The sequence below is a fragment of the Martinezella sp. CNPSo 3890 genome (assembly GCF_057784455.1).
In genome coordinates, this window is the sequence record NZ_JBXSOR010000011.1 from 64,825 (window position 1) to 77,570 (window position 12,746).

9 protein-coding genes are annotated in these 12,746 nt (G+C 56.2%); 1 reads left to right on the forward strand and 8 read right to left on the reverse strand.

Annotated elements, in window-relative coordinates; all coding sequences use genetic code 11:
• Positions 1-154 precede the first annotated feature (154 nt).
• From AC13RC_RS22930 to AC13RC_RS22960, 7 genes are all read right to left on the reverse strand, one after another.
• On the reverse strand, positions 155-493 hold the full coding sequence (locus AC13RC_RS22930; RefSeq protein ID WP_488558512.1) for a hypothetical protein: 339 nt from the start codon (positions 491-493) through the stop codon (positions 155-157).
• Positions 494-1,297: 804 nt separating this feature from the next.
• Positions 1,298-1,498 (reverse strand): hypothetical protein, encoded by a 201-nt coding sequence (locus AC13RC_RS22935; RefSeq protein WP_488558513.1) that lies wholly within the window; start codon positions 1,496-1,498, stop codon positions 1,298-1,300.
• 353 nt (positions 1,499-1,851) lie between these two features.
• Positions 1,852-2,223 (reverse strand): response regulator transcription factor, encoded by a 372-nt coding sequence (locus tag AC13RC_RS22940; protein WP_488558514.1) that lies wholly within the window; start codon positions 2,221-2,223, stop codon positions 1,852-1,854.
• Between the two features lie 94 nt (positions 2,224-2,317).
• Positions 2,318-2,962 (reverse strand): response regulator transcription factor, encoded by a 645-nt coding sequence (locus AC13RC_RS22945; protein WP_488558515.1) that lies wholly within the window; start codon positions 2,960-2,962, stop codon positions 2,318-2,320.
• On the reverse strand, positions 2,955-4,535 hold the full coding sequence (locus tag AC13RC_RS22950; protein WP_488558516.1) for a sensor histidine kinase: 1,581 nt from the start codon (positions 4,533-4,535) through the stop codon (positions 2,955-2,957). The genes AC13RC_RS22945 and AC13RC_RS22950 overlap by 8 nt, the downstream gene beginning before the upstream one ends.
• Before the next feature lie 314 nt (positions 4,536-4,849).
• Positions 4,850-8,011 carry an efflux RND transporter permease subunit gene (locus tag AC13RC_RS22955; protein WP_488558517.1) on the reverse strand — a complete coding sequence of 1,054 codons (3,162 nt, stop codon included), beginning with the start codon at positions 8,009-8,011 and terminating at the stop codon, positions 4,850-4,852.
• 3 nt (positions 8,012-8,014) lie between these two features.
• Positions 8,015-9,124 carry an efflux RND transporter periplasmic adaptor subunit gene (locus AC13RC_RS22960; RefSeq protein WP_488558518.1) on the reverse strand — a complete coding sequence of 370 codons (1,110 nt, stop codon included), beginning with the start codon at positions 9,122-9,124 and terminating at the stop codon, positions 8,015-8,017.
• 1,095 nt (positions 9,125-10,219) lie between these two features.
• Between AC13RC_RS22960 and AC13RC_RS22965 the strand changes: the two genes are divergently transcribed.
• Positions 10,220-11,464 (forward strand): cupin domain-containing protein, encoded by a 1,245-nt coding sequence (locus AC13RC_RS22965; RefSeq protein ID WP_488558602.1) that lies wholly within the window; start codon positions 10,220-10,222, stop codon positions 11,462-11,464.
• A 408-nt stretch (positions 11,465-11,872) separates the two neighbouring features.
• Here AC13RC_RS22965 and trbI read toward each other — a convergent pair whose 3' ends face one another.
• Positions 11,873-12,736, reverse strand: coding sequence for an IncP-type conjugal transfer protein TrbI (gene trbI / locus AC13RC_RS22970; protein WP_488558519.1), 864 nt, complete (start codon positions 12,734-12,736; stop codon positions 11,873-11,875).
• Positions 12,737-12,746 lie beyond the last annotated feature (10 nt).

The following is a 12,746-nucleotide window of genomic DNA, read 5'->3' on the forward strand; positions in this document are numbered from 1 at the left end:
TGCCCTCCCCTCCATCGAAGCCGGCGCATCTCGATGCGCCGAAGACCGTCCCCTTGTCCAGGGGACGGTTTTTCTCGTATCGCTACACGGCAAGTATGCACTTCGTCGCTGAAATATTGACAGGGCGCGATCTCTCGTGCCGCTACAATTGATGTTACCGATCGTCCTCGCCAGGCCCCAAGACGCATGTCGGTACGTAGCAGTTCTCGAGATCCGGAACCAGGCGGGATTGGAGCTCGTCGCCTGGATCGCACTTGGTGTCCGATTTTACATAGCGGATATAGAGGTCGAGGTCCGGCTGCTGCTTATCTGTGTAGTGATACAGATAGGCTCCGTCGGAGTTGATCGCCTGCTTTAGTCCTGCACATGTTGTGCTGGCGAGTGCTGCCGACGTCAGTGCTCCTGTTGCAACGATCAAGATCGCCATGCGCGAGGCGGCCAAAATGGCCAGTTTGGAGAAGCTTCGGTCATCATTATGCTGATTACAGGTCATGTCTTGATATCCTTCAATGATTGACATGAAGAATCTAGGATATATTTTGAAAGGCAGCCATCGAACATTCGTTTCACCGGACTATACGTTAGTTTGATAGGACTATACTTCACATCTTGGTTTCTGTGGACGCGGCGATGAGTTGCCCGGGAACAACAGACGGAACGCAATCAAAGCTTGGGATCACCGCAATCTCGTTGCAGGTGACGTCGATCGATCTAGTCAGCTTTGCAAATCTCTCGGCAGCCGCTTATCCGACCTCGCGCTACTCATTTTCTTCATTGATGAGTTGAAACCGTCGCACGTAGTGTGCGGGGCATGGGATCATGTAGTTCGCCGCGCCGTCCCAGATTGCAGCGCTCAGAAGGTGCCGTTGAGCTCTACCGACAATCCCCGCGTTGCATGCCTCGTGACCTGTCGGTAGCAACGGTTCGATCAGGGGTCCTTCAAAGGCATATTGGCTGATGGTCAGCTCTGTGTCAGTATCCAGCGAGATGTGAAAGCAGCTGGACTGGGCGCCGAACGATCTCGGAAACTTTTTCTGCATCAAACACAGGATATTCTCAGCCTGGCCGCGCAAATCCGAGGTAGCCCGCAATACTGTGAGGAGATTTTACTGCGGTCAGTGCTGTAGAGGGAGCTGCGAAACGGGTGAAGCTGCGACCAATCGGCGGCAATTACCGCGGCGAGGCCCTGCCCTCTGATTCCGGTGCTATGGTTAGCCGAATTCAGGCCCGACCGCGCCGCCGCTATCGTCCATCAGTTGAGGGTGTAACAAGCGTCAAGACCTACAGTGGTCGCTGATCACTCGGAAGTAGCAGCTTCGACCGATTTCAAATAGGAGGCCAGCCGAGCTTTGAACCTCTCCTCATCGAATACCTCGCCCTTGCTCTCGTGCTCATGCAAGGCCGCTCGCACCGCGCGCAGCGGTTCCACGACAAAGGCACATCCAAGTCGTCGTGATGCTTTCATGGTTTTGCTGAAGGTACTCTCTACTCGGAACATGGCCATCCTCCGCGGCGGGGCAATAGACAATTATTCTGTCGATGAAGTTACGCCGGGTCGAGCGAGAGTGACACTATACGTAGGTCTATCGCGGTAAGCCCTTCGCTTAGTCCCATTCTCACGGTTGCTTTCACCGATCCGCCGCAAATATCGGCTGCAGGCGTCTCAGGCGTCGTACGCCTCTATAACCGCCATGTCGAAGAGAGAGTTATGTCGGCAGACGCGGGATGACCAAAACGCAAGCGCAACCTGACCAACGTGCCAGCATTCCGCGAGCGAGAATTGCTGTCGGTGTTCCGCTCGACAGCCGGCAATATTCGTGTTCAAGATCGTTGCCACTCGCACAGCCCGATCTATCGCGGTACCAAAGCCTCTTCGAGGCAGGCGATCAGCTGGTCGATGTTCACTGGCTTGCCAAAGATAGCGAAAGCCCCCCCATCCATGGCCGCCGCGCGGGTTCGATCATCCTTGTAAGATGTCATGAAGATCATTGGAGGCTTGTGTTCACTTTTGTTCAATTCGTCCTGAAGCTCAAGACCGCTCAAACCGGGCATCTTCACATCGACGAGCATACAATCGATGCTCGCCTGATCCTCGAAGGACAGAAACTCCTCGGCGGACGTGAAAAGCTGACTATTGTAGCCGCACGATTGTACGAGGTCATCGAGGGCTTCCCGAATGGCTTCGTCGTCGTCGACAATAGCGATGGTTGATTTATGGGGCACAATAGTCTGACCTAGGATAGTCGGTAAGAAGTGTTGTTGGCGCAGAATGCGACGATTGCGCCAAAATTGGTACCATACATTAGTTTAGGTATGCCTATCGCGTGTTCGCAGCTTCCGTGAGTCGAACCAGATCGGCGACCGATCGGGCCTGCATTTTGCGCATCACGTTCCCGCGATGCAGCTTGACCGTAATCTCGCTGATCCCGAGATCGAATGCGATCTGCTTGTTCATCTTGCCTGTGACAACGGCGTTCATAACCTCGCGCTCACGGGGGGTCAGCGTTGCAATCAGCGAGAGGACCGCGTCACTGGCAGCCGTCTCGCGTCTGACGGCAGCATCCTTCTTGATCGCCGCCGCCACCGCGTCGAGAACGTCCTGGTCGCGAAAGGGTTTCGTGAGGAAGTCGACGGCGCCGGCTTTCATGGCTCTCACACTCATTGGAATATCCCCGAAACCGGTGATGAAGACGATGGGAAGTCGGCTGCCCATGGCCTCCAGCTGGTTCTGAAAGTCCAACCCACTGATGCCCGGCAGCCTGACATCAAGGAGAATGCAGCCTGGGCGATCGCGATCGAGACCGTCAAGGAAATCACGAGTGCTGGCAAAGCCGGCCGCCTCCATCTTGAGCGAAAGAAAAAGATCAAGAAGCGCCTCACGCATGGAGTCGTCATCATCGATCACGTACACGACGGGGCCAAGATCTTCATCTGTCCTGCTCGGGCTCTTGCGGTCACTCATCTTCGTCCTCGATCGGCAATATCATGTGGAAGGCGGCGCCCCCCTCTGGGTGATTTGTACCATCCAGTCGCCCACCTCTCGCCTCGACCATGCTTCGGCATATGGATAATCCCATTCCCATGCCCAGAGGTTTCGTCGAAAAGAAAGGTGTAAATATTCGTGTCATATCTTCTTCGGAAAGTCCCGGGCCGCTATCGCGCACGACGATCCTCACCTGGCCATTCTCATGGCGGCCAAGTGAAATCGATACGCGGCGAGAGACTGCCCCTGACGATACCATAGCCTGGATGGCATTGGTGATGAGATTGATGAGGACCTGCTGAATCTCGATCCGCACGGCTTTGACAAGGGGCAGATCAGGCTCAATTACAAGATCGACCGTCACATCATCGCGCTGAAGATCGTGATCCATCAGGATTCGCGTTTCCGCCGCGAGCGTTTCGAGGTCGATCCACTCGGTTTCGCTTTCCTTCCGGGACAGAAGATTGCGCGTGTTTTGAATGATCTGGCTCGCCCGATTGCTATCGCGGATCATACGTTCGGCCGACCGCCTCGCGGCAACAAGGTCTGGAGGATCTCTATCCAGCCAACGCAGAAGAGTTTGCGAATTGACCGCGATGGCGCCCAGCGGCTGATTGAGCTCATGGGCAAGCGATGCCGACAGGGCCCCGACGGTTGCGGCGCGCGAGGCATGTGCAAGCTCTGCTTCGGCATCTCGCAACGCTTGTTGCATATGCTCACGCTGCGTCACGTCGAACATCCCGACCACCACACGCTGGAATGCACTCTGGTTGTCGGGAAAGCGAACGCTCAACAGAACCTGTTTCTTTTCGCCCGAGGTCGTGATGATCGCGCCCTTGCCTTCGAAATGATCACGTTCATCGAAAATCGCCTCCATCAACTCGAGAAAGGTGGGGTCGTTCGGGACAATCAATTGCCGCATGGAGCTGATCTCTCCTGTGATCGAGCTTTCGCCGAGCAATTCACGCGCCGCTTCGTTCCACGCCACGTTTCGGGTCATGTCTATGCAGCGGGAAACAACGTTGGGATTTTCGCGCACATGCTCTTTGAAGCTGCGCACGCCCGTTTTCTTGATATCCATCAAGAATGCGCGAACGCGGGAGTAATCGCGTTCCCACAAGGCGACGCGCGCCTGATCGAAGATTGCGCGATATCGCTTTTCGCTTTCGGCCAGAGCTGCGTTCGTCTCCAATATCTCACGACGAAAGGCTTCGGTTCGCAGCAGAAGGGCCGTTGTGATCGTCAGCGCAGCAATCGAAACAGCCAGCCGGAGAAATGTCTGCAGATCGGGATCCCAGCCATGGGTGAGGAAATACGAGGAAAGCGCAAGGGCGGCGCAGCCGAGGGCACCGACAATCAATCCTTTACGAGTGAGAAGCTCTGATGCCAGCATCAGGACGATCACATAAAGGACTGCGATGGCGCTCTCGATATTGGTAAAAGTGTCGACGTAAAATACAGTGATCGCAAGGATGAGCGCCGTGGCTGCGAGGACCACATCGTGCCTACCCTCACCGCGGCGGCTCAATAATCCTCCAGCACCAAATGACATTGCGTCTCCCCTCGTTATCGGCCTACTTTAAACCGAACGGCGTCTGATCTAACCTATACAAAGGTTTAGTCCGCCGTCAGCGTGCCTCCTCCGTTCTCCTTTTGCAACAGCATGCGAAGCTCTTGACTACCACGCTCGCTAATACGCGACCGGCCCAGATCGATCACACCACTCATCGGTCATACTCCATGATGAAATGGCAAGCAGCAACGCCGCGGGATCTCGGCTGGACGAACCGGGGTCCTGCGGTGGCTGGTTTGTATTTGGAGGGATTGCCGCATGACAAATGCCGACACTCTGGCGCCAAATCTTGCTTAATGATCGTTCGTGGCGATCATTTCTCCAGGGTCGTCTGAGCCATTGCGTGCGTCCTGTGTGCTTGACCTGTCAGCTGCGGGTCGGGAGCGGCGAGACAGGAGCTCTGCCAATCTTTCGAGGTAAAGATAGACAACCGGCGTGGTGTAGAGCGTCATGATCTGACTGATGATCAATCCGCCCACGATGGAATAACCAAGCGGCTGACGAAGCTCCGAACCGGTCCCGTGACCGAGGATCAGGGGGACGCCGGCCAGCAGTGCCGCGGAGGTCGTCATGATGATCGGGCGGAAACGAAGGAGACATGCCCGCCGGATCGCTGCCTCGGCGGACATTCCTGCCTCGCGTTGAGCCTGGATAGCAAAATCGACGATCATGATTCCGTTCTTCTTCACGATGCCTATCAACAGGACAACGCCAATCAAGGCGATGACCGAAAAATCAAATCCGAACGCCCAAAGACCTGCCAGCGCACCTAATCCGGCGGAGGGCAAAGTGGAGAGAATAGTCAGAGGATGGAAATAATTCTCATACAGGACACCGAGAATGAGATAAATGACCATCACTGCGGAAAGGACCAGCAGAGGTTCGCTCGCCAAAGACGATTGATAAGCCTGTGCATTGCCTTGGAAGGTTCCAATCAGTGTCGAGGGAACGCCCATTGATGCCTGTGCGTTGCCGATCGCTGCGACGGCCTGGCTAAGCGCAACCCCTTTCGACAGATTGAAGGAGAGCGTCACCGAGGGGAATTGGCTCTGATGGCTGACCGCGAGCACCGCTGTCGGCTTCGTGCTTTGTTTCACCAGGAGATTGAGTGGCACCTGCTCTCCCGTGAGCGGCGATTTGATGTAGAGATTGTCGATCGTTGAAGGTGAATTTTGATATTCGGGCGCAACCTCCATCACGACATGGTAGCTGTTCAGATCCGTAAAATACTGGGTGACCTGTCTTTGCCCGAATGCGTCATAGAGAGTGTTGTCTATCGCTTGCGGCGCAATCCCAAACCGGGCTGCCTGATCCCGATCGATCTCCAGGCTAACCGTGGCGCCACTCGTCTGCTGGTCCGTTGCGACGTCTGCCAATTCAGGAAGCGTCTTGAATTTGGCCAAGAGCTTTTGAGCCCAATTGTCGAGCTCTTCGGCATTGCCGTCCTGCAAGGTGTATTGAAACTGCGTTGCCGAGCTTCGGCCGCCAACATTGATGTCCTGGGCGGACTGAAGAAAGAGCTGTGCGCCCTGCAACTGCGCAAGTTTGGGGCGCAGTCTCTCGATGATGTCGCTGGCCGAGGCATGACGCTGATCAAGTGGCTTCAGAGTAATGAACATACGGCTCGTGTTGAGCGTGGAACCCGCGCCACCGCCCACCTGCATTCCGACGGTTGCAACACCGGGATCGCTTTGCACGATAGTCCCAGCCTCAAGCTGCAGTGCTGACATCTTCTTGAAGGAAATGTCCTGCGATGCCTCTAGCACGCCGGTGATCAGACCTGTGTCCTGCGTGGGGAAGAAACCCTTTGGAATTTCGATGAACAAATAGGCGGTTGCTGCGATCGATAACAAGAAGATTCCAAAGGTCACACGGTGATGGTGCAGCGTTGCGTCCAGCGATTTGGCATAGCGGGCAAGCAGGGCGTCGAAGCCATGTTCGAATGCCATATAGAGCTTTCCATGGCCTTTCTTGGTCTCGGGTCGAAGAAATCGGGCGCTCATCATCGGCGTGATAGTGAGCGACACCAGCGCGGATATGACGATGGTCATGGTGACGGTGATCGCGAACTCGCGAAACAGCTCGCCGACGATCCCTCCCATCAGAAGCAATGGAATGAAAACGGCGACCAGCGATATACTGATGGATATTATGGTAAATCCGATTTCAGCGGATCCGTCGAGCGCCGCCTGTCTGGGCGTCTTGCCCATTTCCATGTGTCGATGAATGTTCTCGATCATCACGATAGCATCATCCACCACGAAGCCTATGGCAATGCTGAGACCCATCAGCGAGAGATTGTCTAGACTGAAGCCAACGACGTACATCAACGCCAGCGTTGCCAGAAGCGAAAGCGGGACGGTTACGCCGGGGATCACAGTGGCCCAGAAATTCCGCAGGAACAGAAAAATCACCATCACGACCAGGACGATCGTAATCAATAGTGTCGTTTCCACATCGGCGACCGAGGCCCTGATGGTGACGGTGCGGTCACTGAGGATCGAAACATGCAGAGCGCTCGGTGCAATCGCCTGAAGCTGCGGAAGAATGGCCTTGATCTGATCGACCGTATCGATGACATTCGCCCCCGGCAGCTTGAAGATTGGCAAAAGGATCGCCGGCTTGCCGTTGGACCATGCCGCAATCTGCGTGTTCTCCGCTCCATCCGCGGCTCGCCCGATGTCGCGAACGCGAATGGGTGCCCCGTTCTTGTAGGCGACGATCGCATCGTTCCATGGTTGCGCCTGCAGGAGCTGGTCGTTGTCATAGATCGTGTAGGTGCGTTCGGGCGCCTGAACAGTTCCCTTTGGTGCATCGGCTGTCAGCGTCGTGACGGCACTGCGGATATCCTCCAGCGAAAGGCCGAGCTGCGCGATGGCATTGGGGTCGATCTGCAAGCGCACCGCAGGCTTCTGCTGGCCAAATATGAGAACCTGAGAAACACCGTTCAATTGACTGATGTGCTGGGCTAGTATGCTCTCGGCGAAGTCATCCACCTTGGTCAGTGGCAATTCGTCGGAGGTCAAAGCCAAGACCATGATCGGCGGGTCCGCCGGATTGACCTTACGATAGGTTGGTGGCGATGGCAGTCCAGCCGGAAGTTGTCCGCCGGCCGCATTGATGGCCGTCTGAACGTCCTGGGCAGCACTATCGACATTGCGCGAGAGATCAAACTGCAAGGTGATAGAGCTGCTTCCCAAGGTGCTCGATGACGTCATCTGCGTAACACCCGCAATTTGACCGAATTGCCGTTCGAGCGGCTGCGTGACCGAGGACGCCATCGTCTTTGGATCGGCGCCGGGCAATTGGGTCGAAACCTGGATCGTCGGGAAATCGACCTGCGGGAGCGGGGCTACGGGAAGAAGCGGATAGGCTGCCGCTCCGATCGCAACGAGCGCGACCATGATCAGCGAAGTCGCGATCGGTCGGTGGATGAACCAGGAGGAGATAGGCATGGATCAATCCTTTTGCCCGTTGGTTTCGACTGCGGTGGATGTCTGTATCGACACTCGCGTTCCGGCTTCCAGTCGATACTGTCCTTCAGTCACGACCGTGTCGTTGTCTTCCAGACCACTAGAAATCACGGCGCTGCCCTCGCTGATCGGACCGGGTACCACGGGACGGACGGCAGTAGTATTGTCGGTGTTCACCACGTAGACAAAGAATCCGTTTGCCCCGCGCTGAAGCGCGGAAGACGGTATGGTCAGCGCGTGAGAAAGGACCTTCTCACGCACCTGCAGTGTTACAAACTGCCCCGGCCACAAGGCATCATCGGCATTTTCAAAGGTCGACTTGATGCGGATCGTGCCGCTGCTCTGGTCGATTTCATTGTCGATGAGGGAAATCGTACCCGTAGCAAGCTTTTGCGAACGGTCGCTGGTTAACGCATTGACCTCCACGGGACCGGCACGCATGGCTTGGCGAAGCGCTTCAAGATCGCTCTCGCGCAAGGACGACAGAACGGCGATCGGACGTGTTTGCGTGACGACGACAATGCCGTTCGTATCCGTCGTGTGCACCTGGTTGCCCACATCGATCTTCCGGATGCCCGTGCGACCATCGATTGGAGATTTGATCTGCGTATAGGACAGGGAAATTTCCGCCGCCTCCTTTGCCGCCTTATCCTGGACCAACTTCGCAGTTAGCCCGTCAACCTGGCTCTGTTGACTTTCCACCGTCTCTTGCGTGGCAATCGCCTGCTTCGCCAGGGTTTGATCCTTGGCAAGCAAGTATTGGGCGTTGGCAAGATCAGCCTGATCCTGGACAATCTTTGCGGTTGCTTGGTCGAGCGCTGCCTGATAGGGGCGCGGATCAATTACGGCGAGAAGATCGCCCTTCTTGACGTCCTGGCCCTCGGTGAAGAGAACCTTTTGCAGCTCGCCGTCAACGCGCGTCTTGATGGTGACGGTATTAGAAGCCTGGACCGTACCGAGTCCCTCGATATAGACGGGTACATCCTCGTATCGTGCGTTAACCGCCTGCACCGGAACCGGGGTCGTTTGTCGGGCCTCCTCCCCAAAGGCAGCTCGCATGGATTGGAAGGGCCAGACGGTCAACAAAAGCAGCATCAGACCAGGGGCGCCTATCCTGCCGAACGGGGCCGGTCTCCGATTGAACGGAGAAGCTTCGTCAAACTTTGTGGAATGAGACATCTCTCGGCTCCTATTTTGCCAACAAATGGGAGGCGGCAGGCATGCGCTATCGGCCAGTCGCCCAGAGGTTCGAAAGTCTTGCCATAACAGGCGGGATTATCGGGCCAATGCCCGCTGGCGCCGATGCACGGCGATTTGTGAGATGGCTCTTCAGTTCACAATAGAGCGCCGCATATGCGGCTGGCATCTATACAGAGGTTTAGTTGGGGTAGCACCAAGAGCTGACGCAATCGATTGAACACGCGATAGCCAGGTATAGTGCCGAGGGAGAGTTGAAGACGTTGTCGTTTGCAGAGATCGAACTCCGGGCAATTGGGCTTCCTGAACGAGATGACTTCCTGTTTTGATCTCTCGTGACAGGTAATGCTGACATGATAGCATCGGCCCCTTCATGCAACGCGGCCCTGCACGTCGTGTTAGGCGTGGACAATCAAGCTTCCTTCACCTGCGCGGAAAGCAATAGGCGTGACCTACCGCACGGAACCTGTTCAGCTCGCGCTGTTGGTTCTGCGATTGCTCTGATGACATCGTATGAACGAACCTAAACTTGCGTATGGTTCACAGCAGATCGTCGATTGCCTAGTTTTCTTTCACAAGCAACTCCTGAAACGCTCTTATTTGCGGAAGAGGCCCGGCAATGTACGAAGACTCCCTCGCCCACCTGTTCACCTTTCGGTGGCACTCATCGCTGGATCTCTAGCGAGTGCGAGCATTGTCGGAACTGCTCATAATCCTCTCTGGTTTACCCTCGCAAATCTCGCCGGTGCCGCGGCTTTGATGACACCCGGCTACCGGGCGCCAATCTGCGCCAGCAGGCATGTTTCCTTCATCCAGACAGTTATGGCCGTCTCCGGAAAGGTTCGCCTCTCCGAGATATAGCGTCCGGATTAATCGAGAACCGCAACAAGCATTGCCAAATCGGACGGCAGACGGGCTCACTTTCCCGTCGCCGACGGACCGTGCGCATTGTCGATCAACCGTTTCCAATCCAGTTTGAAAGGGATCAGGACTATGGATAACCTGTCACGACGTAAAGTGCTTGCCCTCGGAGCAGCAGGAAGTGTCGCACTTGCCGCGACGGCAAATGCGGCTTCGTTTGGAAATCCGGATCGACCTGCGGAAGGGGCCATCAACGCCAATCCCGCAGGGCTAACCGATCCGGGACCAAAAAATCCTGCGCTTGGAGAGCAGTTCCCGTCCTTCCAGGATCCGCCGGCGACCGATGTCGGCGACATGCAACTGTTCTGGGCGTCCTTCAACAATGCCCCGAAACGCATTCAAAATGGCGGCTGGGCGCGGCAGGTAACCAAGGCGGATTTCGCCATCTCCGAGGCCGTGTCAGGCGTGAACATGCGGCTTGGTCCGGGCGGAATACGCGAGATGCATTGGCATCGCGCTGCTGAGTGGGCGGTGATGACAAACGGACGTTGCCGCATCACGGTACTCGACGCAAAGGGCCGCGCTTACGTGCAGGACGTCGAAGCTGGTGATCTTTGGTATTTCCCAGCCGGCTTCCCTCACTCGCTTCAAGGCCTTGGGCCGGACGGATGTGAATTCGTCATCGTCTTCGACGAAGGAGACCAATCCGAGTATGGCACCTTGCTGCTGACCGACTGGCTCGCCCACACGCCGCCGGCGCTCTTGACCAAGAACTTCGGAATGCCTCAGGACGCATTCAAATCAATCCCACTAAGCGACCTCTGGATTTTTCAGGGTGAACTGCCAGGTCCGCTTTCGTCGGATCAGGAAGCCGTTGCGGGCGCCGGACTTCCAGACTTTCCCTTTACTTACCGGTTGGCAGCCTCAAAACCGGTCAAGCAGAACTCGAGCGGCATTCTGCAGCTTGCGGACAGCAGCGCATTCACAGTCTCGAAGACCATCGCGGCCGCACTTGAGACGATCAAGCCCGGAGCAGTGAGGGAAATGCATTGGCATCCGAACGCAGACGAGTGGCAGTACTGGATTAAGGGAGAAGGCCGAATGACCGTATTCGATGCTGGCCCCCGCAGCCAGACTGCTGATTTTAAGGCTGGAGACATTGGTTATGTCAAGAAAAGCCAGGGTCACATCATCGAAAATACCGGCAAAACCGACTTGCAATTCGTCGCTGTCTTCAAAGTGCCGGAATATCAAGAGATTGGCCTCTCATCCTGGCTTTCGCACACACCACCGTCTCTGGTCGCTCAGCATCTCAACATGAACCTGCAGGACATTGCGAAGATACCAAACGACCAGCCGGGAATCATGCCACGCTAGCGAGGCCCGGTCCGCGCTGCGGTGACGTTTCGCCGCGGTGCGGTTCGCTCGGAAGAGGTGTGTCCTTTCGCGTCAAATTTCAGTCAACTTCAAATTTCACCGCGAGCTGCCTTTACGGCCAATATCGAAAGTCGCCGATGAGTTCTCAGCCGCTATGTGGGTCAATATCGAATGCAAATCCCCGTATGCGGCCTCATGAACCAATCCGGGTGTAAACGATGCTCCTCCGACGCGGCGTTATCTCCGCAGAGCCGCCCGGTATTCGCATCTGGCCGAATTGAAAATTGTCGGCTCCGCGGGCATGTGGAAGGTTGAGGTGTTGCTTTCGATCGTGCGAGAGTGAGACAGATGCCCGCAACCCGATAGACTGCAAGGAGTATATCTGACTCTGCCGTCAAGGATGAAGCATCAGCCTCTGTAATCTTCGGGAAGGATAATGTCCTGGTCGACGAGGACGTTGAACTTGTATCCTGGACGGATCTGCAGTGTCGGCTGCACGTCCAGGTTTCGGTCGACCGTGCGCTCGGCGACCCGACCGAAGGTTTCGGCGAAGCTGTGGCAGGCGGCATCGGAGGCTGTGTCTTGCGTTGCCAGCGTCGAACTTTGCGGGATTGCCCGATCGATGTCGGTTCCAATAAGCGCAACGACGATCGCGGAACCGGAAGTCCTGAAGTAATGGTTGTTGACTCTGTCGTTGAAGCAGCCATAGCCCTGCGCGTCCGTTCCCGCCATGCCGCCAATTTGAAGCGTGGCGCCATTGGGAAAAATGAGATCCGTCCAGACGACCAGTACACTGGATCGGCCGAAGGACATTTTTGCTGTCGTAACGGCCAAATAACCTGGACCTTGCGGGATCAGCAGGCGATCGCCCGTCGCCGAGTCGAAGACGTTCTGGCTTACCGGCGCCGTGATGCGGCTAGGAAGGTCGGAATTGATGCCGGTAATCAATGTCGCCGGGATGACCGCGCCGCGCTTCAGCTTAAAAAGTGACTGCTTAGGCACCAACCTGTTCGATAAACGTCCGAGTCCTTTGATATCGGCGTTGAAGAAATCCTCCTTTGTGCGCTGGCCGTTCAGCTCGAGATTTTGGCCGCTGAGGCCTGCCTTCAGTGCAGCCGCATAGAGATCACTCCCCGACCCCGCTTGCGCGGCGCCCACGGCCGGCCTCTTCGTTCCTGTCTCAGTGGTAGCAACTGCCTTCGTGTCAAGCTTGCCGCTATCAATTGCGAGGGGCGCGTCGTAGGCGGCATCGCTTGCCTGAAGACGCGCCATCCGCTCTGCC